We start from the raw sequence: 25931 nt of genomic DNA, 5'->3' as shown, positions 1-25931 counted from the left end.
GCGGTCCAGGTTGCCCCGCCACCACGTGACGAGCAGGGTGCCGTCCAGCGCGAAGGCCAGTCCGGCGACGACCGCCGGCAGCAGGATCGCCAGTGCGTCCACGAGTAATCCCTCCCTTGTGCCGAATCCGGTTCAGTCGACGCAGACCGCCGACCTGCGCTCGGTGTCGAGCGCGTTCCCGTCACCGCTGCCACCGCGGATCAACGGGGAGAGCAGCGCCGCCAGCACGCAGAGCCCGCCCGCGGCGACCCACACCAGGTCGTAGGAGCCGAACAGGTCGCGGGTCACGCCGCCGAGGAACGCCATGAGCCCCGCGCCGAGCTGGTGCGAGGCGTTGACCCAGCCGAAGACGATGGCGCCGTCCTCGCCGTAGAAGCGGTGCGCCAGCGCGATCGTCGGGGGCACGGTGGCCACGTCGAGCACGCCGAAGACGACGACGAACGCCACCAGCGACGGCCGCACCGTCGCGGCGAACAGCAGCGGCAGGCACATCAGCGCCACGGCGCGCAGCGCGAAGCAGCCGGCAAGCAGCCACCGCGCGTCGAAGCGGTCGGTGAGCCAGCCCGAGCCGACCGTGCCCACCACGTTGAAAACGCCGACCATCGCCAGCAGCGACGACGCGATCGTGACCGGCATGCCGTGGTGGTTCGCGGCGGGCACGAAGTGGCTCCACATGATGCCGTTGGTCGACGCGCCGCAGATCGCGAACGTGCCCGCCAGCAGCCAGAACGGCCCGGTCCGCGCCGAGGACAGCAGCACCCGCACGGTCCGCCGCGCCGCACCGGGCACCGGCGCGGGCTTGCTCTCGAACTCGGTCGCGCCGTAGTCCTTCATGCCGGCGTCGGCCGGGTGGTCGCGCAGCAGCAGCCACACCAGCGGCACGACGCAGACGGCCGTCAGCGCGACCGTCACCAGCGAGGCACGCCACTGGTAGGTGTCGGCGATCCAGGACAGCACGGGCAGGAACACGAACTGCCCGAACACGCTCGCGGCCGTCAGGATCCCGGTGACCAGCCCGCGGCGGGCCACGAACCAGCGGCCGGCGACGGTCGCGGCGAAGGCCATCGCCATCGACCCGGTGCCGAGCCCGACGAGCAGCCCCCAGTACAGCGTGAGCTGCCACGCCGCGGTCATGGCGGTGGTCAGCACCGCGCCGAGCGCGACCAGCGACAGCGCCCCGGAGACCACCGAGCGGATACCGAAGCGGTCCATCAGCGCCGCCGCGAACGGCGCGGTCAGGCCGTAGAGCACCATGTTGACCGACACGGCGACGCTGATGGAGCCGTGCGACCAGCCGTACTCGTGGTGCAGGGGAGTGACCAGCAGCCCCGACATCGTGGTGAAGGCGCCCGCGGCGATGATCGCCAGCCCGGCGGCGGTGATCACCCACCACGCGCGGTGGATGCGGGGCTTCTCGATGGGAGATCGGATGCTCTGTGCCATGTCTCCGAGCGTGCGCGCCGGGCCCGGCGGCCACGAGTGTCCCGACGGACAACATGCGAAAGAATCGGGACAAGCTGCGCTGCCGTGGAAGCGTTGCTCGGTTGCGGTCCTGAGGGTGTGCTCTTGACCCAGCGCCGCTCGCCTTCCACCGCTGACCCGCTGGCCCTGCTCGCCGCGGCCTCTGGTGCCATCGGTGCCCGGAAGGCTCGCCCCAAATCGATTCAGCGCCGATCAGACGCTCGCAGTGTGACGTATACGTAGGGGTCTGAGAGCTATCCGAGGCCGCGCTCGGGCCTTACTCTGAGGACGTCCGAGAACGCTCCGCCCGCGGCGCAAACCCGGCAGCACTGCACGGCAGCGTGTGAACGTCGATCAAGACAGGAGTTCAACTTGAGCGAGCCGACGTACTACGCCCCCGAGGGCGGCCTTCCGTCGCAGACCGCGCTGCTGACCGACCGGGCCATCGTCAAGGAGGCGTACACCGTCATCCCGCGCGGCGTGCTCCGCGACATCGTCACGAGCAACCTGCCGGGGTGGAACGGCACGCGCGCATGGATCCTCGCCAGGCCCATCGCCGGGTTCGCCACCACGTTCGCCCAGTACATCGTCGAGGTGTCGCCGGGCGGCGGCAGCACCGAGCCGGAGCCGGAGAGCGGCGTCGAGTCAGTGCTGTTCCTGCTCACCGGCAACCTCGACGTGCAGATCGAAGGCGACAAGCACGCCCTCACCCCGGGCGGCTACGCCTACCTGCCCGCCGGCGCGAACTGGTCGGTGGCCAACGAGTCGGGTGAGAACGCCACGTTCCAGTGGGTCCGCAAGGCCTACGAGCCGCTGGAGGGCTACACGCCGAAGGCGTTCGCGGTGCAGGAGCAGGACGTCGAGCCGACCCCCATGCCCGACACCAACGGCGCGTGGGCGACCACGAGGTTCGTCGACCCCGCCGACCTGGCCCACGACATGCACGTCAACATCGTCACCTTCGAGCCGGGCGCGGTGATCCCCTTCGCCGAGACCCACGTGATGGAGCACGGCATCTACGTCCTGGAGGGCAAGGCCGTCTACCGGCTCAACGACGACTGGGTGGAGGTCGAGGCCGGTGACTTCATGTGGTTGCGCGCCTTCTGCCCCCAGGCCTGCTACGCGGGCGGTCCCGGCAAGTTCCGGTACCTGCTCTACAAGGACGTCAACCGCCAGATCAAGCTGACCTGACGCCAGGCGCCGCTCGGCGGACCCCCAGCCGCCGAGCGGCGCCCCTCACACCCGCGCCGCTTCAGCGCGGATCTTGGTCACGGCGTTTTTGCCGTCGTCGCAACGGAATCGCACCCGATTCGCCATGCCGCTCGTGCCGTCCGGTTTCGTCACGGACACGGCTTTCTCCAGCTTGACAACGACATCTGTCCAGCCGCCCACCGCGATGTGCAGCTCCGGGACATCCTTGTCGGCGAACTGGATCGCCGCGCCGCTGTGCCGTTCGCGTTCGGCGCGCACGGATTCGACCAGCGTCAGCGGCACTTCCACTTCGAAAAGGGCACCTCCGCGCAGGAGCCGCCGACCACCGCCGACCAGGTGCGGCCGCGTGACGGCGACCGCGGCGACGGAAAGCACCTGGAGCACCGCGAGGACGTCCAGCACGTGCACGATCGGCCAGGGCACCAGCAGCCCGACGACAGCGGTCTCCAACCCGAGCACGAAGGCCAGCGCAAGCACCATCGGCACCAGCTCGCGCGCATGTCCAAGCGCGACGTCACCCGTGCCGACCCCGATGCGCCGGCGCAGCAACCACGCGCCCAGGCAGACCAGCCCGCGAACCTGATGCCAGGCCAGCCGCCGCGCGACCCTGTTCACGACGTCGCCGACCGAGCGGCGAGCATCCGGATGACCTGCCTCAACACCTCTGCCTGTGCCGGGCCGACCGACCCCGGCAAGGCGGCGCTGAACGAGTCGCCCATGTCGAGGTCCCGAAGCCCCTCCGCCTCGAGCGCCGCCACGACCTCCGCCGGAACGCCCTCGACGATTGCCGCGGCCAACGCTTCCACCCGCGGATCGTCCACCGCCGCATCCGCCAACTCGTCGAGCCGGAGGTGCAGCTCATGCCCGCGGACCGCGTCCTCCGGCGTCACCGGGAGCATCGCCGCCAGCGGCCGATCGCCACCGCCGGTCGAGTCCATCAGCGCCAGCAGCTCGCGCTCGCGCTCGGCCATTTCCGATTCCGGCAGGACCCGGATTGCCGAGTCGCGCTTGCTCAGAAACCGCCGCATGTCTTCGGAAACCGCATCGTCGGCTTCGAGTTCTCCCCGCTCGGCGCTCTCGATGAGCACGGCGAGCCGCCCGCGGCGCTCCCGAATCCGCTGCTCCTGCACGGCAAGGTCTTCGTCCAGGGCGAGCAGGATCTCGTGCAGCTCACGCCCCTGATCGTCGGCCAGCACGTCCCCGACCTCGTCGAGGCTCAGCCCCAGCTCCGTGAGCCGCCGGATCCGCGCCAGCACGATCGCATCCCGCAGCCCGTACACCCGGTATCCGTTGGCCCGGCGCACGGGCTCCGGCATCAACCCCCGCCGGTGGTAGTGCCGAACCGTTCGCGTCGACACCCCGACCAACTCGGCGAGCTCACCAATCCGCATGCACCGAGTAAAGACCTTGACGTCGCGGCAAGGTCAACGCTTCTCCGGCATCGACGCCTCAGCCCCGACCGGACTCCCCGCCCGCCGCCCGCACGAGGCGCAACTGCCCGATCTCGGCGACGTTCTTCATCAGCTCCGCGTTCACCCAGGCGACCATGTGCGCCACGGACTTCTCCGGATCGTCCTGCCACGGAAAGGGTGCCGGCGCGTCCAGATCCGCTTCCTTCAGCCGCCCCAGCACGTCCAGCCACTCGTCACGCAGACCCCGCAACCACTCGACGGCCGCTTTCCCGTTCCCGGGCCAGGTGATCTCCGTCCTGTCGCGCGGCGCGCGTCCCTGCGCGTGGTCGATGGTCACCGACCACCACCAGCCGATGTGCCAGGTGACCCACCCGATCGTCGGCACCGGGATCGGATCGGGCTCCGACTCGGCCCAGTCCGGCACCCACACCCCGTCGGCCCCCGGCCGCACCGTCCAGACGACCGGAGCCGGCTCCCACAGGAAGTCCTCTTCCTCCAACGCCTCCAGGTGCAGCTCGAACAACGACCAGTTCAGCTCGAACTGCCACCGCAACAACCCACCACGCGAAACGGACATACCGCGATCGTGCCACCGCCCCGTCCGCCGACGCACCTGATTTGGCACGCCACCCGATGAGCACGAAAATCCAAGCGCCATCAGGATTTCCTGACCCCGACGCCATGCGCTGCGCGCAATGCGCGGCTTCATATCGCCCGCTGTTTCCGCGCGTTCAGAGACGCACGGGGACAGCCCGGGTTGCTTCTTCATCGCGGACCCCACACCGACGCATCCCCACATGCCGATGCGCGTCTTCCGGGATGACGAACCGATGAGGAGGAACTCCGATGATGAAGCACTTCCGCCGTACTGCCGTGGCTCTCGCCGTCACCGGTGCCGCCGCCGGAGCCGCCCTGTTCGGCGCTGGTGCCGCGTTCGCGAACCCTAGCGACAAGCCGTGCTCGAGCGAAGACGTCCGGGTCCAGGTGACGAAGGACCCCTCCCACGCGGCCGGCCACGAGGCTTTCCTGATCACCTACACGGCCACGAGCCCCACCACGAACTGCTCGTTGCAGGGCGCCCCCACCGGCGTGTCCTTCACGTCCGCCGACGCTCCGGTCGACGGTGTGGTGGTCGCCCCCGATTCCTCGCAGGCGCTGCCGGTCAACCTCACCGCCTCGCACCGCGCCGAGTCCCGCATCATCCAGCGGACCGCGGCCGAGCCGAACCCCTCGGTGCCCACCTCGGTGACCTTCGACCTGCCGACCGCGGCAGCGGGCCAGCCCACCCGGGCGACTGCCGCCTGGCCGGCTGCCGAGATGCTCAAGGGCAGCTCCCTCAGCGCCACGCCCGTCAGCCCGGCACAGCTGCCGACTCAGGTCCCCGTGGGCAGCCCGGGCGACGCCAACAACAACGGCCAGCTGGATTCGAGCGAGACCCCGGACAACCCGGACCAGTTGGCGGCCTGAATCGCCAGCCCTGTCGGGCGCAATCGAAATTCCGGGTGCTTGGCGACATGGAAGGAAATCGATGGCTGCGGCTATCGCTCCATCGTTGGGATGATGTTGAGCACCCAGGACTGCTCTGAAAAGCACCGAAGGCCTAGGCGAGAGCATCAACGCTCTGACCTGGGCCTTCGTGTCTTGAGCGGATGACGGGAATCGAACCCGCGTTCTCAGCTTGGGAAGCTGATGTTCTACCATTGAACTACATCCGCAGTGCCGCTTCCGGCGCGTCACAGCCTAGCATGATGGGCGTCGAAGATCCGCAACCGGCTGCCCGATACGCTTGCCGCGTGTTGCTGAGTGACCGGGACCTGCGCAAAGAGCTCGAAGACGGCCGCCTCGAACTCGATCCGTTCGACGCCGCGATGATCCAGCCGTCGAGCATCGACGTGCGGCTGGACCGCTACTTCCGGGTGTTCGACAACACCAAGTACACCCACATCGACCCGTCCCAGCAGCAGGACGAGCTGACGTCGCTGCGGGAGGTGCCCGACGACGAGCCGTTCGTGCTGCACCCGGGCGAGTTCGTTCTCGGCTCCACCTTCGAGCTAGTCGGCCTGCCCGACGACCTCGCCGGTCGCCTGGAGGGCAAGTCGTCGCTGGGGCGGCTGGGGCTGCTGACGCACTCCACGGCGGGCTTCATCGACCCCGGCTTCTCCGGTCACATCACGCTCGAACTCTCCAACGTCGCCAACCTGCCGATCACGCTGTGGCCCGGCATGAAGATCGGCCAGCTCTGCCTCTTCCGCCTCTCCAGTCCCGCCGACCACCCGTACGGCACCAAGCAGGCAGGGTCGCGGTACCAGGGCCAGCGGGGGCCGACACCGTCACGCGCGTACCTGAACTTCGTTCGCGCGGACACGAAGCGCTGACGGGGTAGGGGCCGAGCAGCGTTTACGCGGGTAGGCGCCAAGGTCTGACGTACCCGGCGGCATCGGGCGCTGGTGCTCGCCGCTGATAGCAGCCAGTGCCGCGAGTCGCGGGCTGTAGCCGGGTGGATGCGCGCTGTTGCCGCTGGTCAGCGGCGGCAACGTACGACATGAACGATTCAGAAGGCAAGGTGAGAAGCGTCACTCTGAATCGTGGAAGTCAAGTTCGGGTTCAGAACTTACGGTGTCGTGGCCCGGCGCACTGGAACGATCCCGCAAAGGGGCGGGGTCGGCGAGCGGGCAGCGGGAGACCTCGATGTCGGTATCGCAGTCGCGAGCCCCTGGCGCTTCGACCGAACACCTGGGCCACGTGGTGATGATCGCCGGAGCGGCCGCCCTGGGCGGCTTCCTCTTCGGCTACGACACCTCCGTCATCAACGGAGGCGTCGACGCCATTCAGGCGCACTTCAACGTCGGGTCCGCGATGACCGGACTCACCGTCTCGTCGGCGCTGCTGGGCTCCGCCGTCGGGGCGGGGATCGCCGGCGGCCTGGCCGACCGGATCGGCCGGATCCGGGTCATGCAGCTCGCCGCGATCCTGTTCATCGTCAGCGCCGTCGGTTCGGCGGTCCCCTTCGCGATCTGGGACCTCGCCGTGTGGCGCGTCATCGGCGGCGTGGCGATCGGCATCGCCTCCGTGATCGCCCCCGCCTACATCGCCGAGGTCGCACCCGCCGCGTACCGGGGACGGCTGGCCTCGCTCCAGCAGCTCGCGATCGTCCTGGGCATCGCCCTGTCGCAGCTGGTCAACTACGGGCTCGCCGCTGCCGCGGGCGGTAGCGCCTCCGGCATGCTCGGACCGTTGCAGGCCTGGCAGTGGATGCTCGGCGTCGCCGCGATCCCGGCGGTGATCTACCTGGTCGTCGCCTCGGCGATCCCCGAGTCGCCGCGCTACCTGGTCGCCGCGGGCAAGCTGGACCGCGCACGTGCGGTCCTCGCCAAGATCGAGAGCGGCGACCCCGACGCCAAGATCGCCGAGATCAGCGACGCGCTCGGCGGTGAGCAGAAGCCGAAGCTGAGCGACCTGCGCGGCAAGTTCGGCGTGCTGCCGATCGTCTGGGTCGGGATGGCGATCGCCGCGTTGCAGCAGTTCGTCGGCATCAACGTGATCTTCTACTACTCGTCGTCGCTGTGGCAGTCGGTCGGCATCGACGAGAGCAGCTCGCTGCTGCTGAGCCTGTTCACCTCGATCGTGAACATCATCGGCACGCTCATCGCCATCGCCCTGGTCGACCGCATCGGCCGCAAGCCGCTGCTGGTCATCGGCTCGCTGGGCATGGCGGTCTCGCTGGCCGTGACCGGCTGGGCCTTCAGCTTCGCCGAGGTCGTCGGCGAGGACGCGCACCTGCCCGCCCAGTGGGGCGTTGTCGCCCTGGTCTCCGCTTCGGCGTTCGTCCTGTTCTTCGCCGGCTCGTGGGGCGTGGTGATGTGGGTGCTGCTGGGCGAGATGTTCCCGGCCCGCGTCCGCGCCGCCGCGCTGGCGGTCGGCACCGCCACGAACTGGGTGGCGAACTGGCTGGTCACCGTCAGCTTCCCGAGCCTGCGCGACTGGAACCTGCCCGCGACGTACTTCATGTACGCGCTGTTCGCGCTGATCTCGCTGGTGTTCGTGCTCCGCTACCTCAAGGAGACCAACGGCCGGTCCCTCGAGGAGATGGGCCGCTGAGGCGAAGACCGCCGCGACACGGCTCCTGAGGGCGCCTCCTGACGACGTCGGGAGGCGCCCTCAGGCTTTCCGGGGACTGGGGAATACGGACGCCACCCTTCGCGTAATAGATACCGTACGGCGTACGGATTGTCTGGGAGGGCGGTGGCCGTTGGCCCCGACGGATCGTGCGGTGCAAGCGACGGAGAACGGGGCATCGGAAGCGCCGGAGCTACTGGAACCAGCAGAGGTAGCGGTCGGCGCGGAACTGGCGGGCTCTCGGAGGCGGGCCGCGGTGGACGCAGCGCTCGGGCAGCGGGTGCGCGAATCGGCGCGGACCGGGCTGCGGGAGGCCGGTCCGGCGGCGGCTGAGTCGACGGTGAGCAGGGCTGCAGTGAGCGGGGCAGCGGTGAGCGAGCCGACCGCGCCCGGCTTGGCCGTGCCCGACCCGGCTGTGCACGAGTCGCCGGTGTGCGACTCGGCGGTGTCGGTGGCGGCGCCGACGGAGTCGCAGGAGGGTACGGATCCGAAAGCCCGGCCGGAAGCAGCCGGACCGCCGTCGCCGGGCCGGATCACCGCGTCCGTCGACGGGGACCACGACACCCACCGGACGTCGGTGTCGGTCGAGGTGCTGAACGACGCGGAGTGGTCGCGGCTGCTGGACCGCGTCGTGGCCCGCTCCGGGCACATCGCGGCGCTGCTCGACGGCGAGATGCCGCGCGAGCTGGTGGAGTCGGCCGACGACGCGGGTGTCCGTCTGCTGCCCGGCATCGGCGACCTGGAGCCGGACTGCGACTGCCCCGGCTTCGAGCACCCGTGCCGGCACGCGGCCGCGCTGGGCCACCAGGTGTCCTGGCTCCTGGACGCCGATCCGTTCGTAATGCTGCTGGCCCGCGGCCGGGGTCGTGAGGAACTGCTCGCCGAACTGCGGTGGCGCCGCACCTGCGCCGAACCGGATGCGCCGCTGCTCGAACCCGGCGAGTTGTCGCGGTTGGCCGACGGCGCGGTGGCGCGTGCGGCGCGGTTGCTGGCCGAGTGGGACGACGCGGATCAGCTCCTGGAGCCCTTCGCCGGATAGGAGCCGCGATACCTCCCGCACCGGGTGCTCCAAGATCGAAAAGCATTCGGACGTGTGTCCCTCGGTCCAGTGGCGGCGGCGGAGAACGACGCGGCGCGGCACCGGGGTGGGGGATACCGTTCGGGTAAGCGCCACCTGCGGAAACGCTGCGCTCCACCGGCCTTTCCGGGATGGTGGGCGGCTTCCGCCGCATCACCGCACCGGTGGGCGCGATGATCCACCCGCCCCACGGTCCCGCCGGAAAGCGACACGCTTTTCGACCTGCGCCGTTGCGGCTCGTACATCATCCGGCGACGAAACGTGAAACTACAACGGGTAGTCGCGGGCGAATTTTGCAGCCTATCGAAGGCTCGAAGGCACCGGGACGGGTGGTCGTGCCCGATTGGGTCAGCGGGGCTGATCAGTTGCCCGTACTACTTGTCAACAGGCGATCTGATCAGTCGCCGGAGGAAAACCCAGAGTCAGATGAAGAGAGGTATTCACCAATGAAGGCTTCGAGCTTCCTCAAGCTGGCGGCGGCGGCCGGAATCGCTGTGGGGCTGAGCGCGTTCGCCGCTCCTTCGGCGCTGGCCGACGTCAACATCTCGGGTGGGGACCAGGCAGTCGTGGAGCAGGACGGCCTGGTCAACAAGTCCGACCTCACGGCGAACAACAAGTTCGACCTCCACCAGCACATCGTGGACAGCCTCCTCATCGAGCGCCACCACTGATTCTCCGCGCAGGGAAGGGCGGACCCCGAGTGGCACGCCCTTCTCCGCGTCCGCGCCCCGATTCCGGGTGCGGAAGAATTCGGTCCCGACGAGTACTTTGAACTTTTCGCTTACCGCGAATGCGAAGGAGGGGCGGACCCGGCCGGGTCCGCCCCTCCTTCTTTCGTCATCCGATCATGCTTCGGCGCTCTCGGACTCCTTCGGAGTGTCCTCGGTGCCGCGTTTGACCGAGGTGAGCAGCAGCTGTGCCACGTCGACGACTTCGACGCTTTCGGCTGCGGTCTTCTCGTTCTGGCGTGCGGTGAGGCCGTCGGTGAGCATGACCCGGCAGAACGGGCAGCCGGTGGCGATCTTCGACGGCGCGGTGCCGAGGGCTTCGTCGACCCGTTCCAGGTTGATGCGCTTGCCGACGCGCTCTTCCATCCACATCCGGGCGCCGCCGGCGCCGCAGCACATCGACCGGTCGGCGTGCCGCGGCATCTCCCGGTAGGTCGCGCCGGAGGCGCCGACCAGATCCCGCGGCGGGGTGTAGACCTTGTTGTGCCGGCCCAGGTAGCACGGGTCGTGGTAGGTGACGTCCTCGGCCACCGGGGCGACCGGCACCAGCCGCTTTTCCCGCACCAGCTTGTTCAGCAGCTGGGTGTGGTGCACCACCTCGTAGTCCCCGCCGAGCTGGGAGTACTCGTTGGCCAGCGAGTTGAAGCAGTGCGCACAGGTCGCGACGATCTTGCGCTTGCCCGGCTCGCGGCCCTCGAACACCGAGTTGAGCACTTCGACGTTTTGCTGGGCCAGCATCTGGAAGATGAACTCGTTGCCCGCGCGCCGCGCCGGGTCACCGGTGCAGGTCTCCTCCGGGCCCAGCACGGTGTAGTTGACCCCGGCGATGTGCAGCAGCTCGGCCACCGCGCGGGTGGTCTTCTTGGCCCGGTCCTCGAACGCGCCCGCGCAACCGACCCAGAACAGGTACTCCACGTCGTCGGCGAGCTCGCCGTCGAACACCGGCACCTCGAAGTCCAGCTCCTCGGTCCAGGCCAGGCGGTCCTTGGCGTTCTGGCCCCAGGGGTTGCCCTTGTTCTCCAGGTTCTTGAACATCCCGCCCAGCTCGGTGGGGAAGTTCGACTCGATCATCACCTGGTAGCGGCGCATGTCCACGATGTGGTCGACGTGCTCGATGTCGACCGGGCACTGCTCCACACACGCACCACACGAGGTGCAGGCCCACAGCACCTCCGGGTCGATCACACCCATCTCGTCCGGCCCGCCGACCAGCGGGCGCTCGGCCTCGGCCAACGCCAGCGCGTCGATCTTGGCGAGCTTGTCCTCGGCGCCGTCGCCGGTGATGCCGACCTCGTCACCGGCCATGTCCTTGCTGCCCCCGGCCAGCAGGTACGGGGCCTTGGCGTAGGCGTGATCGCGCAGCGAGGTGATCAACAGCTTCGGCGAGAGCGGCTTGGCGGTGTTCCACGCCGGGCACTGCGACTGGCAGCGACCGCACTCGGTGCAGGTGGTGAAGTCCAGCCAGCCCTTCCACGAGAAGTCCTCGACCTTGCCCGCGCCGAACACGTCGGTGTCGGGGTCGGCCTCCTCGAAGTCCAGCGGCTTGCCGCGCGACATCATCGGCTTGAGCGCGCCCAGCGCCACGTCGCCGTCGTCCTCGCGCTTGAAGTAGATGTTGAAGAACGCCGAGAACCGGTGCCAGGCGATGCCCATGGTCATGGTCCGCGAGATCACGATCAGCCAGACCGTGGCGCTCATCAGCTTGACGAAGGCGAAGAACGACACCAGGGCCGGGCTCGCGGGAAGCAGCGCGCCGACGGGGCCGGAGACGAACTCCGCCCACAGCGGCATCTCGTGGACGCCCAGCGCGGCCTTCGCCGCGCGCACGCCGAGGATGCCGATGCCCTCGATCAGCACCACGGCCTCGATGAAGTACGCCCAGGCGAAGTTCGACCCCTGGAAGCGGGAGACCCGTCCGGCCCGGCGCGGGTGGTTGCGCTGGCGGACGACGATCAGCACCACGATTCCGACGATGGTGCCGACCCCGAGGATCTCCATGAGCAGGTGGAAGACCGCCAGGTCGTCGAGCACCGGCCAGCCCCACGTCGGGACGAAGACCTCGCCGTAGGCCTCGAACAGCGCCAGGGAGCCGATCAGGAAGCCCCACATCACCAGCCAGTGCCAGACGCCGACGTTGCGGAACTTGTTCATCCGCGTGTGCGCGGCGAACTCCTTGACCATGGTGGCCAGCCGGGCCATGACGGGACCGTTGCGGGTGCCGTCCGGTTGCCCGAGGCGGATGATCCGCACGAACCGGGCGATGGTCATTGCGAACATGCTCCAGGCGACGACGCCGAGCGCGACCGAGATCGCACCAAGCGTGAGCTGTACAGCACCCATGCTCGCGGCCTCCTGTTCGGGGGGTTGTCCGTTTGGGGAGCGTACGCCCTATTACTCGTCGGTAACCACTGGGGCGGTGCTCTGCGGTGGGAACGCGGTGATTCTGCGAGGTCCGCTGGGCGAAAATCCAGCCCAAACTAACTGTGCAGTCGTACAGTTTTCTCGGATACGATGGCTCCGCGAACGGAACTGGGGTTCGGAGGAAGCATGCCGTCGCTGCTGGGGTTCTACGGGTTGTCCCTGCTGGACGCCCTCAATCCGTCGGCGCTCGTGGTCACGGTGCTGCTGCTGTTGCGCGGCGGTCCGTACCGGACGCGGGTGGCCACTTACGTGAGTGCGATATTCGCCACTTACCTGGTTCTGGGGGTCCTGATCTACTTCGGGCTCGACGGGGTGATGCGGCTGGCCGACAGCCTCGTCGTCGAGCGGGCCGGGTACGCCCTGGCCGCCGTGGGCGGCTCGGCGATGCTGCTCTACGCGCTGTTCCCGCCGAAGTCCGTGCGGGGCGGGGTGCGGATGCCGAAGCTGCCCGAGAACCTGCCGCTGCCGCTGGTGTTCACGGCGGGCCTCACGATCACCGTCGCCGAGTTCACCACCGCGCTGCCCTACCTGGGCGCCATCGGCGTGCTGCGCTCGCACACCGCCGAGCCGCTGGCCGCGGTGCTGCTGCTGGTCAGCTACAACGCGATCTTCGTGTTCCCGCCGCTGCTGCTGATGGCGGGCTTCGCGGTGTTCGAGCCGCGCGTGCGGCCGAGGATGGCGGGCTGGCTCGCGCGGCGCCGGGAGAAGAAGGACGACACCTGGTTCTGGATCCTCGGCATCGTCGGCTTCCTGCTCGCCAGGGCCGGGATCATGTACTGGGTGGGTGTCCTCGGCCTCCTGCCGCCCGCGAGCTGAAGCCGTGGGGCCCGAGGGACTGGCTGGGTATCGTCGGTTGCGCACCGGTGAGAGCCGGAGCGCCGCGTCGGTGGTTCCGGGCTCGGCCCGGCATGCCTGGTGGGGGTGTCTGATGTCTGAGCCGGACTCGGTGCGCGCGTCCGACGCCGACCGCGAAGCGGTCGCCGAGCGGCTGCGCGCCGCCATGGGCGAGGGGCGCCTGGACCTCGCCGGGTTCGACGAGCGGGTGCGCGCCGCTTACGCCGCGCGCACCCTGGCCGATCTCGCGCCGCTGACGGCCGACCTCCCGGCGCCGGTCCCGTCGAAGCAGTCCGCCGAGGTCGCGCGAAAGGAGCGCGAGCGCAAGAAGCTCGCGAAGGAGTGGCGGGACTGGGCCGGCACCTCGTTCATGCTCACCGGCATCTGGCTGGTGACCTGGCTGCCGTCGGGACAGCCGTACTTCTTCTGGCCGATCTTCCCGATGGGGATCTGGGCCGTCGTGCTGGTCGCCGGGATGCTCTTCGGCGGCAGGGGCGGCGACGACGCCAAGACCTAGGAATGTTCGGTGGCGGTGCAGGCGGAGCCCCGCACCGCCCGCTCGTTGAACAGACCGTAGGCGGCCTGGGTGAAGACCTCCCGCGCTCGGCGGATGGTGTTCAGGGTCGCCTCGCGGGAGCCTGCGCCTTCGGGCATGAGCAGGACTCGGCCGACACCGAGAGCCGCCGTCCGGTCTGCCAGTTGCGCCGCGCAGTCGGCGACGTCCCCGGCGACGTGGCAGTCCGCGAGCTCCGCCGCCTCGGCGCGGGCCTGGTCGGCCGTCGGCGCCGGGCACGGCACCAGGGGTGTGACCAGCCGCGCGAGCTGGTGGTTCAGCTCCGCGATCCCGGTGGTCAGCAGCTCCCGCGCGGCGGGAGTGTCGTCGGCGACGGCGAAGTACGCCGAGTCGATGTTGTCCCGCGGGTCGAGCCGGTGACCGCGTTCCGCCGCCGCGGCCGCGTGCTCGTCGAGCAGCGCGCGCTTGGTCCGCACGTCGACGAACGGGCTGAGCAGCACGGGCAGCCCGCGCTCGCCCGCCATGCGCGCGGACTCCGGTGACGACGACGCCAGCGCGAAGGGCGGGCCGGACCGCTCGGGTGCCGGCATCACCGCCACCTCGTCGAACCGGTACCGCTCACCGTCGCCCTTCGCCCGCCCGTGTCGCAACGCGTCGTCCAGCAGCGCCACCGACTCGCCGACGTCGCGGAAGCCGGCCAGCCCGGTGCCGAGTACGTCCAGGTCCACCAGCGGTTGCCCGCGTCCGACGCCGAGCGTGAAGCGGTCGCCGGACAGGTGTTGCAGCACCGCGGCCTGTTCGGCGAGTGCGATCGGGTGGTGGTTGGGCAGCACGGCCACCGCGGTGCCGACGTGCAGGTTCGTGCGGCCGAGCAGGAACGCCGCCATGGCCAGGGCCGAGGAGTTCTGGGCTCGCGGGTTGAAGTGGTGCTCGGTCGTCCAGAGCTCGTGCCAGCCGTGCCGCTCGGCCTCGCGCGCGTAGTCCAGCGCCCACTCGAAGACCTCGCGACTGCCGGCATCGCTGCCGAAAGAGTCGGTGAACAGGACGAGCCCGTACTGGGTGGTCATGCCCCCTCCATTTTTTCGTACTTAGGACGAAAAAGGTAGCAGCAGGGAGCGGCGCGATCGAGCAGGTGCGTTAGGTTCGGTGCGTGACCATCTCAGACGCCCCGCGGCGGCGCGGCAGGCCGCCGAAGCTGACCCGCGAAGCCGTCGTGGCGGCGGCGCTGGAGGTGCTCGACGAGTCGGGGCACAACGGGCTGACCATGCGCGCGGTCGCCGAGCGCCTAGGCGTGGGCAAGATGAGCCTGTACCACCACGTGGCCGACCGGGCGGAGCTGGAGCGGCTGGCCATCGAGCACCTGCTCGCCGAGCTGGACGTGCCGGCGCCGTCGCTGCCGTGGCAGGAGCGGATCGCGGCGCTGGCGCACGGCGTTCGGGCGCTGGTGCGCACGCACCCGAACGCCACGCCCCTGCTGGCGATGCGCGAGTACACCGACCCGGCGGCTCTGCGCCTGCCGGAGGCCGTGATGGCCGCGCTGCACGAGGCGGGCCTGCGCGGCGCGGACGTGGTCGGCGGGGCGCGCCTGGTCTTCGGCTACGCCATCGGCTTCGCCCAGCTCGACCTCATCGGCTCACCTGATCCGGGTGCCTCTCCGATGGAGTCGCTGCCCGAGTCCGACTTCCCGCACGTCGTGGCGGGTGCCCGCGAAACCCGGCACCACGGCCTGGACGCCCAGTTCGTGCTGGGCCTGCGGCCGCTGCTCGCGGGCCTGGCCGCCTGCGCCGGGTAGGGCGTCCTGCCCGGCGCAGGCGGGAAGGGTCAGGCCGCGTCGGCGACCCAGGGCGGCGGCGTGCCCTGCGTCCACTGGACCGCCAGCGACACCTCCCGGAAGCGCCAGCCGCCCGGCGTGCGCACCGCCTCGGCGGTGAAGTGCGCCCCGACGTCGAAGTGCGTGCCCGGCTGCTCGCCGCGCTGGTCGGTGGTCTCCCGCGCGTGCACGTGGGTCATGATCGCGTTCCACCGCACGCGCGCCCGGTCGCCGTCGAGGTCGATGACGTGGTTGCCGGTCAGGTGCTGGGTCCGCTCGTACGGGGCCATGAGCGCGAGGTTGGACTCCTCGTAGCCCTCCAGCGTCCTGCCGTCCCCCACCGGGTAGGAGAAGCGCACGTCGTCGGTGAACAGCCCGGCCGCGGTGGCCGGGTCGAAGCGCCGCTCGTCGAGGCTCAGCGCGTAGCGGTCGACCAGCTCGCCGAGCTCGGCGCGGTCGGTCAGCAGCCGGATCTGCGTGCGCAGCTCGGCGATCTCGTCATCCCTGGTCATTTCGGTCTCCCCGGTCCGCGATCTCGTTCGCGCCGAAAGCCTGCGATCTCCAGTCGGGTAGAGGTCAAGTCGGCGGCGGGAGCAGTCGGAGGAGGCCGTATCCTGGACAAGTAGTGCGACCGTACAGGTTTTTCGCGGGAAGGTGATGACAGGTGGCGTACCTGCTGTTGGCCGTGGCGATCCTCTCCGAGGTGACCGCGACGGTGTCGCTGAAGCTCTCCGAGGGGTTCAGCAAGCCGGTCCCGTCGGTCATGGTCGTCGTCGGCTACCTGGCCGCCTTCGCCGCGCTGGGCGCGGTGCTCAAGCTCGGCCTGCCGGTCGGTGTCGTCTACGCCATCTGGGCCGGAGCGGGCGTCGCGCTGGTGGCGGTCATCGGCGCGGTGTTCCTCGGCGAGACCATCACGCCGGTGCAGATCGGGGGTGTCGTGCTGATCGTCGGTGGTGTGCTCGCGCTCGAGATGGGAGGCGCGCATTGAGCTCGCAGAAGCCGGAGGTCGACGGCCGCCGCGCCAAGGGCGCGCGCAGGCGCCGCGCCATCGTCGACGCCACGCTGCGGGTCGTGGCCCGCGACGGCATCGCGGGGGTGAGCCACCGCAACATCGCGCGCGAGGCCGGGGTGCCCGCGGCCTCGGTCGGCTACTACTTCGACAGCATCGACGACCTGCTGGTGGCGACGCTGCTCGACAGCGTCGAGGTGCTCATCGCCGAGATCGACCGGATGACGAGCGAGGTCGGGTCCGACGAGCAGTGGCCGGGAGTGGTGGCCCGGATGCTCGCGCGGATGATCGACGAGCACCGGGAACGCACCCTCGCCGAGTACGAGCTGTACCTGCTGGCCGCGCGCAGGCCGGCGCTGCGGCCCGCGGCGCGGCGCTGGATCGAGGTGGCCACCGGCTACGTCAACGGCGGCGAGGGCGGCGACCCGCACGCGATGCGCGCGTTCTTCGCCGCCATCGACGGCCTGGTGCTGCAGGCGCTGGTGGCCGACGAGCCGCCCACTGCCGAGGAGCTGGAGGCGTCCCTGCGCTACGTGATGCAGCCCGGGAGCTACCTGCGCTCGCTGGGCGTGATCTCGTGAGTCACTCCCGGGCGGCTGCCTCGGCGGGCGCGGTGCCGCGCACGCGGCCGCGCATCGCCAGCCAGTAGATGAGCCCCGGCACCGCGAGCCCGAGCAGCCACGCGATGTCGGCGCCGCCGAGCCAGGGCACCGCGAACCCGGTGAACACCTTCTCGACGTGCGAGAACGGGATCTGCACGAGGATGCCGAGCAGGTAGGCCACCAGCGCGGGCACGCACCAGCGCCCGTAGCGGCCGTCCGGGTCGTAGATCTCCTCCAGCGCGTACTTCTCCTTGCGCAGCAGGTAGAAGTCGACGAGGTTGATCGCGCTCCACGGGGTCAGGAAGTACAGCAGGAAGTGCAGGAACAGCACGAAGTTCGACAGGAAGTCGCCGCGTCCGAGCACCGCGATCGCGCCGCCGGCGACGCCGACCAGCGCGATGTAGGCGATGCGCGTCGCGGGTGAAAGCCTCCTGGTCCCGCTGTTGAACGCGGTGAGCGTGGTGGCCACCGTCATGTAGCCGCCGTAGATGTTGAGGACGTTCACCGTGAACTTGCCCAGCGCGATGGCCAGCAGCAGCGGCAGCACCAGCGCCTCGCCGCCGAGTCCGACGACGTAGGCGACCTCGCGGCCCTTGAAGGCGTTGCCGGACACGGCGTAGGCGAGCGCGCCGAAGGACATCGCCCAGACCGCGCCGATCACCGTTCCGGCGTAGGTCCACCAGAACGTCGCGCGGATGGAGGTCGCCGACGGCAGGTAGCGGGAGGTGTCGGCGACGTAGGGCCCGAAGGTGAGCTGCCAGGACGCGGTCAGCGACAGCGCGAGCAGGAACGCGGGGAAGTCGAGCTCCGCGCCGGCCAGGACCGCCGCGAAGTCGTGGCTGCCGAGCAGCCGGAACGTCAGGTACACGAACACCACGACCGACAGCAGCGACGCGATCCAGCCGAACCGGTGGATCAGCCGGTAGCCGACGATCGCGATCAGCGCCGACATGCCGGCGTAGACCAGCACGCTCAGGTCCACCGGGAGGCCGGTGATCTCGGCCAGCGCCTGCCCGCCCAGCACGTTGCCGCTGGCGAAGTAGCCGAGGTACATCAGCACGACCAGGAGCAGCGGCAGCACCGCCCCGTGCACGCCGAACTGCGCCCGGCTCTGGATCATCTGCGGGATGCCGAGCTTGGGACCCTGCGCCGCGTGCAGCGCCATCGGGACCGCGCCGAGCGCGTTGCCCAGCGCGATCGCGACCAGCGCCCACAGCGGGTGCAGCCCGACCAGCACCGTCAGCGCCCCGGTCACAGCCGATGTGATCTGCATGTTCGCGGCGAACCAGAGCGTGAACAGGCTGCGCGGGCGCCCGTGCCGCTCGTCTTCCGGGATCGGGTCGATGGACCTGCGTTCGACTTCCAGGGATGTTGCCATGTCGCCTCCTCGGCGCTGCGCGTTGCGTTCCATTGGCGGGGCACGACGCCGGTGGGCCAATGCCCGATCCGGAGCTGATGTCTGCGATCCAAGACACCGGAGGCGTGCGTTCGGCCGGTCCGCCGCCGCCGATCGGCGGCACCCGGACTCGGGGACCGGTTCAGGGGCGACCCCGATGTACGGGCCTCGGGCCGGGCGTAACTTCTGTCCGGAGCGGAGATGGGGGCGACGGCATGGCCCGAGTGGGATTGGCGGTCGGCGGCGCGGCACTGGTGCTGCTGGGTGGAGCGGCGCTGGCCTGGGGGCAGATCGGCGGCCGGGAGCAGACGCGGACGGTGCCGGTGGACGGCGTCAGCGCGGTCGAGCTCATCGGGGGTGCGGGCTCGGTCGAGGTCCGGTACGCGCCCGGAGCGCGCGGGGAGGTCCAGGAGCGGATCAGCTCGTCCTGGGGCGGCGGTGATTCGCGGCTGCGGGTCGATGGCGGCAGGCTCGTGCTCGACACCGACTGCGGGTGGAACTGCAGCGTCGACTACCAGGTGACCCTGCCCGCGCCGGTGCCGGTGACCGGCGAGCTCGGGTCGGGCGACCTCGAGGTGGCCGGGATGGCCTCGGTCGACGCCAGGCTCGGCTCGGGCGGGGCGGACGTCCGGGACGTCGCCGGGGCGGTCTCGGTGGAGACCGGTTCGGGGTCGGTCTCGCTGGCCGGCCTCGGCGGCGACGTCGACGTGCGCACCGGCAGCGGCGGTGTCGACGGCCGGGACCTGCGGGGCGGCCGGTTCCGCGCCGAGCTCGGCTCGGGGACAGCCGCGGCCGAGCTCACCGCACCGCAGGAGGTCGACGTGCGGACCAGCAGCGGCGGAATCGAGCTCGAGGTGCCGCAGGGGGCCTACCGCGTGCGCGCGGACACCGGCAGCGGCGGCGAGGAGATCGGCGTGACCCAGGACCCGAACGCGCCCCGGAGCCTGGAGCTCTCCACGGGCAGCGGGTCCATCCAGGTCGTGCCCCGCTGACGACCGCGCTCACCCCGCTCCCCTGGTCGCGGGTTCTCGCCGCCGGTGTCCTCCAGCGGTCTCGGCGGGTACCCGGACGGGCGAACACGCGTGCGGAAGCGGCCGCCGGGAACTCCAACGCCTGCTCAGACGTTGTCGAGGCAGAAAGCTTGAGTGTGACCGGCTCAACCGGCGTTTGACGAGACGCGGTCGGGCTCGGTAAAACTTGAGTCAGCAAGGCTCAAGGACTGATCACGTCCTGGGCGCACGGGCAATGAGCAGGAGGAACCATCCATGGCGCGAGCGGTCGGTATCGACCTGGGGACGACCAACTCCGTCGTTTCCGTCCTCGAGGGCGGTGAGTCGACGGTTATCGCCAACTCCGAGGGCTCGCGGACCACGCCGTCGATCGTGGCCTTCGCGAAGAACGGCGAGATCCTGACCGGTCAGCCCGCGAAGAACCAGGCCGTGACCAACGTGGATCGCACGATCCGGTCGGTCAAGCGGCACATGGGCACCGACTGGAAGACCACGATCGACGACAAGGCCTACACGCCGCAGGAGATCTCCGCGCGCGTGCTGATGAAGCTCAAGCGCGACGCCGAGTCGTACCTGGGCGAGGACGTCACCGACGCGGTCATCACGGTCCCGGCCTACTTCGAGGACGCCCAGCGGCAGGCGACCAAGGAGGCCGGCCAGATCGCGGGCCTGAACGTGCTGCGGATCGTCAACGAGCCGACGGCGGCGGCGCTGGCCTACGGGCTGGACAAGGGCGAGAAGGAGCAGACCATCCTGGTCTTCGACCTGGGTGGCGGCACCTTCGACGTCTCGCTGCTGGAGATCGGCGAGGGCGTGGTCGAGGTCCGGGCCACCAGCGGTGACAACCACCTCGGTGGCGACGACTGGGACGAGCGGATCGTCGAGTGGCTGGTCGAGAAGTTCAAGTCCTCGAACGGGATCGACCTGACCAAGGACAAGATGGCCCTCCAGCGGATCAAGGAAGCCGCCGAGAAGGCCAAGATCGAGCTGTCCTCTTCGTCGACGGCCAACATCAACCTGCCCTACATCACGGTCGACTCGGACAAGAACCCGCTGTTCCTGGACGAGACGCTGTCGCGGGCGGAGTTCCAGCGCATCACCTCCGACCTGCTGGAGCGCACGCGCAAGCCGTTCGAGGCGGTCATCCGCGACGCGAGCATCAAGGTCGGCGACATCGACCACGTGGTGCTGGTCGGCGGCTCGACCCGCATGCCCGCGGTGAGCGACCTGGTCAAGGAGCTGACCGGCGGCAAGGAGCCGAACAAGGGCGTCAACCCCGACGAGGTCGTCGCGGTGGGTGCGGCGCTGCAGGCGGGTGTGTTGCGCGGTGAGGTCAAGGACGTCCTGCTGCTGGACGTCACGCCGCTGTCGTTGGGCATCGAGACCAAGGGCGGCATCATGACCAAGCTGATCGAGCGCAACACCACCATCCCCACCAAGCGCTCGGAGACGTTCACCACCGCCGACGACAACCAGCCGTCGGTGCAGATCCAGGTGTTCCAGGGCGAGCGCGAGATCGCCGCGCACAACAAGAAGCTCGGCATGTTCGAGCTCACCGGGCTGCCCCCGGCGCCGCGCGGCGTGCCGCAGATCGAGGTCTCCTTCGACATCGACGCCAACGGCATCGTGCACGTCAACGCCAAGGACCTGGGCACCGGCAAGGAGCAGTCGATGACCATCACGGGCGGCTCTGCGCTGCCCAAGGACGACATCGACCGCATGGTCAAGGACGCCGAGGCCCACGCGGAGGAGGACAAGAAGCGCCGCGAGGAGGCCGAGGCCCGCAACCAGGCCGAGACGCTGGTCTACCAGACCGAGAAGGTCCTCAAGGACAACGACGAGAAGCTGCCGCAGGACGCCAAGGACAAGGTCAAGGCGGCCATCGACGAGGTCAACGAGTCGCTCAAGGGCGAGGACGTCTCGGCGATCAAGACCGCGGTGGAGAAGCTGGCCACCGAGTCGCAGGCCCTGGGCCAGGCGCTCTACGCCGACGCCGGCGCCGGCGCCGCCGGGGCCGACGCGGGTGCCGGTGACGGCGCCGCGGGTGCCTCGGGTTCGGCCAAGGCCGACGACGACGTGGTGGACGCCGAGATCGTCGACGACGAGGACGAGAAGAAGAAGTGACGTCGGACAGGCCAGAGATGTCGCGGAACGAGGGTGAGCAGGAGCCGGTAGTGGTCAGGGATCGGCGCCGGATCGACCCGGAGACCGGCCAGCGCCGGACTCCGGCACCGGCGGAGAGCGAGCCGAAGATCGCCGAAAGCATCTCCGGGACGCTCGACGACGAAATCGCCGAAGCCGAGGCCGAAGCCGCGGTGGGAGAGGCCCCGTCGTCCGGGCTGCAGCAGCAGGTCGACGAGCTGACCGCCGACCTCAAGCGGGTCACCGCCGAGTACGCGAACTACCGCAAGCGGGTGGAACGCGACCGCGAGGCCGTGATCGAGGCCGCGAAGGCGTCGGTCGCGGGTGACCTGCTCACGGTGCTCGACGACGTCGAGCGCGCCGAGTCCCACGGCGACCTCAACGGAGCTTTCAAGGCCGTTGCCGACAAGCTCATCGGGTCGCTGAACGGGGCGGGGCTGGCGCCCTTCGGTCAGGAGGGCGACGAGTTCGACCCGTCGGTGCACGAGGCGGTGCAGCACAGCACGTCGCCGGAGGTCTCCGGGCCGACGGTGACCGCGGTGCTGCGGCGCGGCTACCGGTTCGGCGACCGGGTGCTGCGGCCCGCGATGGTCGCGGTCACCGACCACGAGCCGGGCGAGCAGCCCGCGGAGTCGGCGGCGGGTGAGCAGGCGCAGGCCGGTGAGAAGTCGGCAGACCAGGGTTGATGCGAGCGGGAGGAGGGGCGTCCAGTGAGTGCAAGGGAATGGCTCGACAAGGATTTCTACGCCGAGCTGGGCGTCTCTTCCGACGCTTCGGCGGACGAGATCAAGAAGTCCTACCGGAAGCTGGCGCGGGAGAACCACCCCGACGCCAACCCCGGTAACAGCAGGGCCGAAGCCAAGTTCAAGGCCGTTTCCGAGGCGTACGGCGTGCTCTCCGACCCGGAGAAGCGCAAGCAGTACGACGAGGCCCGCAGGCTGTTCGGTGCCGGGTTCGGCAGCGGCCAGGGCGGTGGCGGCTTCGGCGGCTTCGGTGCCGGTACCGGCACCGGCGGCTTCGACCTCGGCGACCTGTTCGGCGGCGCGCAGGCCGGCGGTGGCATCGGTGACCTCTTCGGCGGCCTGTTCGGCAACCGCCGCGGCGGTGCCACTTCGGCCAACCGCCCCCGGCGCGGCGCCGACGTCGAGACCGAGGTGACCATCGACTTCACCGAGTCGGTGCGCGGCGCGACCGTGCCGCTCCGCCTGTCGAGCCCGGCGACGTGCGCGACCTGCCACGGGTCGGGCGCGCGTCCCGGCACCCGGCCCCACAGCTGCGCCACGTGCGCGGGGGCGGGGCTCGTGACGCGCAACCAGGGCGCTTTCGCCTTCAGCGAGCCGTGCCCGGACTGCCGCGGACGCGGGCAGATCATCGACGACCCGTGCCCGGAGTGCCGGGGCGAGGGAGTCAGCACCCGCACCCGCACCCTGACCGTCCGCATTCCGCAGGGCGTCTCCGACGGCCAGCGGATCCGGCTGGCCGGTCAGGGCGAGCCGGGCAGGCACGGGGCCGCGGCGGGCGACCTGTACGTGGTGGTGCACGTCAACCCGCACCGCGTGTTCGGCCGGTCCGGCAGCGACCTCACGATCACCGTTCCGGTCACTTTTCCCGAACTCACCCTTGGAACCACGTTGACGGTGCCCACGCTGGACGGCAAGGTCTCCTTGAAGGTCCAGCCCGGCACCAGCAGCGGCCGCACCCTGCGGGTCCGCGGCAAGGGCGTGGAGGGCAAGAGCGGCAGCCGAGGGGATCTCCTGGTGACCCTGCAGGTCGCCGTTCCGTCCAAACTGGACGGCAAGGCGGAGGACGCGTTGCGCGCGTACGCGGAGGCGACCGCGGATCACGACCCTCGCGGGGACCTCGACGAGCTGCTCGGGAGGTAAGGCATGACCACCGGTCGGAGTCGCACGAAGCTGAGCATGACGGTCGGGTTCCCGCCAGGTGCCAACGAGGACACGCCGGTCTTCGTGATCTCGGTGGCCGCCGAGCTGTCCGGGCTGCACGCCCAGACGCTGCGCAGCTACGACCGGCTCGGCCTGGTCTCTCCCGGACGGACCGCGGCGGGCGGGCGCCGGTACTCGGCGCGTGACATCGCCCTGCTGCGCGAGGTCCAGCGGCTCTCCCAGGAGGAGGGCGTCAACCTCGCGGGCATCAAACGCATCATCGAACTGGAGAACGAGGTCGACGCGCTGCGCGAGAAGGTGCAGGAGCTGATGACCGAGGTCGCCGCGGCGCACGCCGCCGCGGAGCAGGCGGCGGCGCAGGTGCACGCCTCGTACCGCCGCGACCTCGTTCCGGTTCGCCAGGAAACCGCGCTGGTCGTCTGGAAACCCGACCGCAAGCGCTGACCACGCCGTGCCGCCCCCCACGCGGGGGCGGCACTGTCATGTTGGGGGCACCGGGTCAGGAGCGGACCCGGCAGGACTAGCTGGACTGGCGATGTCGGCCGGAGCGGCGGTTCGGTCCGGATGTGTCCGTGGGCCGACGCAGAGGCGGGGCCTGCGCCCGCGTCCTAAGTAGACTCTCGCTGCGGCGTGTGTGCCGCACTCAAACCGGTAGGGGCTACCGGTAGCTCACAGCACGCGGGTGACCGCAACGCTGGCTGGCGGTACCCCGCAGCTCGCACTGGCGGTGATCTGCGGCGGGCCTTGGCGGCGGCTGTGGCGCTGCCTGTCGGGTGAGCCCCGGTCCGCATTGCCGGTATTCGGCCTCGATGATCTTGGCTCCGCTCTCCAGGAACCGAGCGGCACGGCTGTGCCCGGCGTGTGCCGCGGCCACGATCTCCCGGCGTCGCCGGAATCACCAAGGTCGCCCAGATGCAGTCGCACGCCTGGACGGACGTCCGGTGCCTCCCCGGCGAGACGCTGTCGCGTGTGGCCTCACCGGTCCGGCGACGTTCCCAGGCAGAGCGACCTGTCCGCGCCCAACGATGTGCTCTGCCCGGGAGGCCACGCGGAGACGTCCGCCGCCTTGCGACCGTCCCGCGTTCCTCGTGACGTCCCCGCGCTCAGTCCAGCGTGAACGGGTCGTACTGGATGTGGTCGAGCGGCGTGCCCGCGACCAGCATCCGCGACACGGTCGCGCGGATCATCGCCGGTGAGCCGCTGACCAGCACGTCGCGTTCGGACCACGCGCCGTAGCGGGTCACGACGTCGGCGAGCGTGCCGTGCTCGGCGCCGGTGGCGCCCGGGTCGTTCTCCAGCACTGGCGTCACCGTCAGCCACGGGTTGCTCATCGCGACGCGCTGCAGGCCCTCGAGGTCGTAGAGGTCATCGCGGTTGCGTCCGCCGTAGAAGAGCTGCACGCGCGGGTTGTCGCCGTACTGGGCGAGGTCGTCGATGATCGCGCGCATCGGCGTCAGGCCGGTGCCTCCGGCGATCATCAGCACGTCCCGGTCGCGCTCGCGGTCCACGCTGAGCCGCCCCATCGGGGAACCGATGCGCCAGGTGTCGCCCGGCCGGGCGTGGCCGACCAGCGCGCGGCTGACCCAGCCGCCCTCCACGGACTTGATGTGGAACTCCATGGTGCCGTCCTCGCGCGGCGCGTTGGCCGGTGTGAGGTAGCGCCACAGCCGCGGGCGCTGCGGAACCTCGACGCTGACGTACTGCCCGGGCTGGTATGGCACCGGGTGGTCGGGTTGCACGCGCACGATCGCGACGTCCCAGCTCAGCCGCTCGTGGTGCACGATCTCGCCGTTGTACCAGGCGGGGCCCTCGTCGGCGGCCGCCGCTTCGGTCATCGCCGAGGCCATCACGGTGTAGGCCTCGGCCCAGGCGCGCTCGACGCTCTCGGTCCACGCCGGGCCCGCGTGCTTCTTGATCGAGGCCAGCAGCGCGGTCCCCACCGCCTCGTAGTGCGCGGAGACCACGCCGAACTTGCGGTGGTCCCGGCCGAGCTGGTGCAGGAACGGCAGCAGGTCGTCGGGGCGGTCCACCATCTGGATCACGTGGACGAGCGCCCGCAGCAACCGGCTGCGCTGCACCTCCATGTTCACCGCGAACAGGTCGCGGGTTGCCGGGGAGAGGCTGAAGAGCATGCCGTAGAAGAACCTGGCCACGTCATCGGCCTGCGGCTCCACTTCGGCCCAGCTCTCGCGGATCAGGCGGACCATCTGGCTGACCCCGGGTGATGGCTCGCGGTTCGGGGGAGGACCGGGGCTCAGTACGGCGTTCGCTGTCATGGTTCG

Annotated in this window: 25 protein-coding genes and 1 tRNA gene; 16 read left to right on the top strand and 10 right to left on the bottom strand. The window is 70.2% G+C overall.

What is annotated here, in order from left to right; all coding sequences use genetic code 11:
- Positions 1-132 precede the first annotated feature (132 nt).
- Complete coding sequence (locus tag SACE_RS34910; RefSeq protein WP_011875286.1) at positions 133-1443, bottom strand: MFS transporter; 1311 nt, start codon at positions 1441-1443, stop codon at positions 133-135.
- A 390-nt stretch (positions 1444-1833) separates the two neighbouring features.
- Here SACE_RS34910 and SACE_RS34905 point away from each other — a divergent pair, with 390 nt between their 5' ends.
- Entirely contained in the window at positions 1834-2652 is an 819-nt protein-coding gene (locus tag SACE_RS34905; protein ID WP_009944503.1) for a bifunctional allantoicase/(S)-ureidoglycine aminohydrolase, read from the top strand.
- Between the two features lie 45 nt (positions 2653-2697).
- Here the strand turns inward: SACE_RS34905 and SACE_RS34900 are convergent, their stop codons facing one another.
- From SACE_RS34900 to SACE_RS34890, 3 genes are all read right to left on the bottom strand, one after another.
- The gene (locus SACE_RS34900) at positions 2698-3222 is read right to left on the bottom strand and encodes a hypothetical protein (protein WP_231849881.1); all 525 of its coding nucleotides are present in this window, start codon (positions 3220-3222) and stop codon (positions 2698-2700) included.
- Positions 3223-3284: 62 nt separating this feature from the next.
- Positions 3285-4064, bottom strand: coding sequence for a MerR family transcriptional regulator (locus SACE_RS34895; RefSeq protein WP_009944505.1), 780 nt, complete (start codon positions 4062-4064; stop codon positions 3285-3287).
- A gap of 58 nt (positions 4065-4122) precedes the next feature.
- The gene (locus SACE_RS34890; RefSeq protein WP_031334115.1) at positions 4123-4662 is read right to left on the bottom strand and encodes a DinB family protein; all 540 of its coding nucleotides are present in this window, start codon (positions 4660-4662) and stop codon (positions 4123-4125) included.
- A 269-nt stretch (positions 4663-4931) separates the two neighbouring features.
- Here SACE_RS34890 and SACE_RS34885 point away from each other — a divergent pair, with 269 nt between their 5' ends.
- Positions 4932-5552, top strand: coding sequence for a DUF4232 domain-containing protein (locus tag SACE_RS34885; protein WP_009944506.1), 621 nt, complete (start codon positions 4932-4934; stop codon positions 5550-5552).
- Positions 5553-5729: 177 nt separating this feature from the next.
- Here the strand turns inward: SACE_RS34885 and SACE_RS34880 are convergent.
- Positions 5730-5800 (bottom strand) — tRNA-Gly (locus SACE_RS34880).
- Positions 5801-5878: 78 nt separating this feature from the next.
- On the opposite strand from SACE_RS34880, the gene dcd reads away from it, so the two are divergent.
- From dcd to SACE_RS34860, 4 genes are all read left to right on the top strand, one after another.
- Positions 5879-6460 carry a dCTP deaminase gene (dcd, locus tag SACE_RS34875; RefSeq protein ID WP_009944507.1) on the top strand — a complete coding sequence of 194 codons (582 nt, stop codon included), beginning with the start codon at positions 5879-5881 and terminating at the stop codon, positions 6458-6460.
- Between the two features lie 313 nt (positions 6461-6773).
- Positions 6774-8183 (top strand): sugar porter family MFS transporter, encoded by a 1410-nt coding sequence (locus tag SACE_RS34870; protein WP_011875282.1) that lies wholly within the window; start codon positions 6774-6776, stop codon positions 8181-8183.
- Positions 8184-8457: 274 nt separating this feature from the next.
- The gene (locus tag SACE_RS34865) at positions 8458-9240 is read left to right on the top strand and encodes an SWIM zinc finger family protein (RefSeq protein ID WP_009944509.1); all 783 of its coding nucleotides are present in this window, start codon (positions 8458-8460) and stop codon (positions 9238-9240) included.
- 485 nt (positions 9241-9725) lie between these two features.
- Positions 9726-9950, top strand: coding sequence for a hypothetical protein (locus tag SACE_RS34860; RefSeq protein ID WP_009944511.1), 225 nt, complete (start codon positions 9726-9728; stop codon positions 9948-9950).
- A gap of 174 nt (positions 9951-10124) precedes the next feature.
- Here the strand turns inward: SACE_RS34860 and SACE_RS34855 are convergent, their stop codons facing one another.
- Positions 10125-12347: a (Fe-S)-binding protein gene (locus tag SACE_RS34855; protein WP_011875280.1), complete on the bottom strand. Its 2223-nt coding sequence runs from the start codon at positions 12345-12347 to the stop codon at positions 10125-10127.
- Between the two features lie 171 nt (positions 12348-12518).
- On the opposite strand from SACE_RS34855, the gene SACE_RS34850 reads away from it, so the two are divergent.
- Positions 12519-13244, top strand: a complete 726-nt coding sequence (locus SACE_RS34850) for a GAP family protein (protein ID WP_231849880.1) — start codon at positions 12519-12521, stop codon at positions 13242-13244.
- A 112-nt stretch (positions 13245-13356) separates the two neighbouring features.
- A complete protein-coding gene (locus tag SACE_RS34845) occupies positions 13357-13779 on the top strand; it encodes a DUF1707 SHOCT-like domain-containing protein (RefSeq protein ID WP_009944513.1) in 423 nt (140 codons plus the stop codon).
- Here the strand turns inward: SACE_RS34845 and SACE_RS34840 are convergent.
- Positions 13776-14843, bottom strand: a complete 1068-nt coding sequence (locus tag SACE_RS34840) for an LLM class flavin-dependent oxidoreductase (protein ID WP_009944514.1) — start codon at positions 14841-14843, stop codon at positions 13776-13778. The two genes, SACE_RS34845 and SACE_RS34840, sit on opposite strands and share 4 nt — an antisense overlap.
- Before the next feature lie 83 nt (positions 14844-14926).
- Between SACE_RS34840 and SACE_RS34835 the strand changes: the two genes are divergently transcribed.
- Positions 14927-15568: a TetR/AcrR family transcriptional regulator gene (locus SACE_RS34835; protein WP_009944516.1), complete on the top strand. Its 642-nt coding sequence runs from the start codon at positions 14927-14929 to the stop codon at positions 15566-15568.
- Positions 15569-15597: 29 nt separating this feature from the next.
- Here SACE_RS34835 and SACE_RS34830 read toward each other — a convergent pair whose 3' ends face one another.
- Positions 15598-16098, bottom strand: a complete 501-nt coding sequence (locus SACE_RS34830; protein WP_009944518.1) for a nuclear transport factor 2 family protein — start codon at positions 16096-16098, stop codon at positions 15598-15600.
- Between the two features lie 152 nt (positions 16099-16250).
- Between SACE_RS34830 and SACE_RS34825 the strand changes: the two genes are divergently transcribed.
- Both SACE_RS34825 and SACE_RS34820 read left to right on the top strand, forming a co-directional pair.
- Entirely contained in the window at positions 16251-16574 is a 324-nt protein-coding gene (locus SACE_RS34825) for a DMT family transporter (RefSeq protein WP_009944520.1), read from the top strand.
- Entirely contained in the window at positions 16571-17176 is a 606-nt protein-coding gene (locus SACE_RS34820) for a TetR/AcrR family transcriptional regulator (protein WP_009944521.1), read from the top strand. Before SACE_RS34825 ends, SACE_RS34820 begins: the two co-directional genes overlap by 4 nt.
- Position 17177: 1 nt before the next feature.
- Here the strand turns inward: SACE_RS34820 and SACE_RS34815 are convergent, their stop codons facing one another.
- The gene (locus SACE_RS34815) at positions 17178-18575 is read right to left on the bottom strand and encodes a purine-cytosine permease family protein (protein WP_009944523.1); all 1398 of its coding nucleotides are present in this window, start codon (positions 18573-18575) and stop codon (positions 17178-17180) included.
- A 233-nt stretch (positions 18576-18808) separates the two neighbouring features.
- On the opposite strand from SACE_RS34815, the gene SACE_RS34810 reads away from it, so the two are divergent.
- From SACE_RS34810 to SACE_RS34790, 5 genes are all read left to right on the top strand, one after another.
- Entirely contained in the window at positions 18809-19585 is a 777-nt protein-coding gene (locus SACE_RS34810) for a DUF4097 family beta strand repeat-containing protein (RefSeq protein ID WP_011875279.1), read from the top strand.
- Between the two features lie 273 nt (positions 19586-19858).
- Positions 19859-21727 (top strand): molecular chaperone DnaK, encoded by a 1869-nt coding sequence (gene dnaK, locus SACE_RS34805; protein ID WP_011875278.1) that lies wholly within the window; start codon positions 19859-19861, stop codon positions 21725-21727.
- Between the two features lie 17 nt (positions 21728-21744).
- The gene (grpE, locus tag SACE_RS34800) at positions 21745-22431 is read left to right on the top strand and encodes a nucleotide exchange factor GrpE (RefSeq protein ID WP_009944526.1); all 687 of its coding nucleotides are present in this window, start codon (positions 21745-21747) and stop codon (positions 22429-22431) included.
- 24 nt (positions 22432-22455) lie between these two features.
- Complete coding sequence (dnaJ, locus tag SACE_RS34795) at positions 22456-23628, top strand: molecular chaperone DnaJ (protein WP_009944527.1); 1173 nt, start codon at positions 22456-22458, stop codon at positions 23626-23628.
- A gap of 3 nt (positions 23629-23631) precedes the next feature.
- On the top strand, positions 23632-24093 hold the full coding sequence (locus tag SACE_RS34790; protein WP_009944528.1) for a heat shock protein transcriptional repressor HspR: 462 nt from the start codon (positions 23632-23634) through the stop codon (positions 24091-24093).
- A 659-nt stretch (positions 24094-24752) separates the two neighbouring features.
- On the opposite strand, the gene SACE_RS34785 is transcribed toward SACE_RS34790, so the two are convergent.
- Positions 24753-25856 carry an FAD-binding oxidoreductase gene (locus SACE_RS34785; RefSeq protein WP_009944529.1) on the bottom strand — a complete coding sequence of 368 codons (1104 nt, stop codon included), beginning with the start codon at positions 25854-25856 and terminating at the stop codon, positions 24753-24755.
- Positions 25857-25931: the final 75 nt, after the last annotated feature.

The sequence above is a fragment of the Saccharopolyspora erythraea NRRL 2338 genome (genome assembly GCF_000062885.1).
GTDB classification, from domain to species: domain Bacteria; phylum Actinomycetota; class Actinomycetes; order Mycobacteriales; family Pseudonocardiaceae; genus Saccharopolyspora_D; species Saccharopolyspora_D erythraea.
Note: the sequence above shows the minus strand (reverse complement) of the source record. Positions and strands in the feature narration are given on the sequence as shown.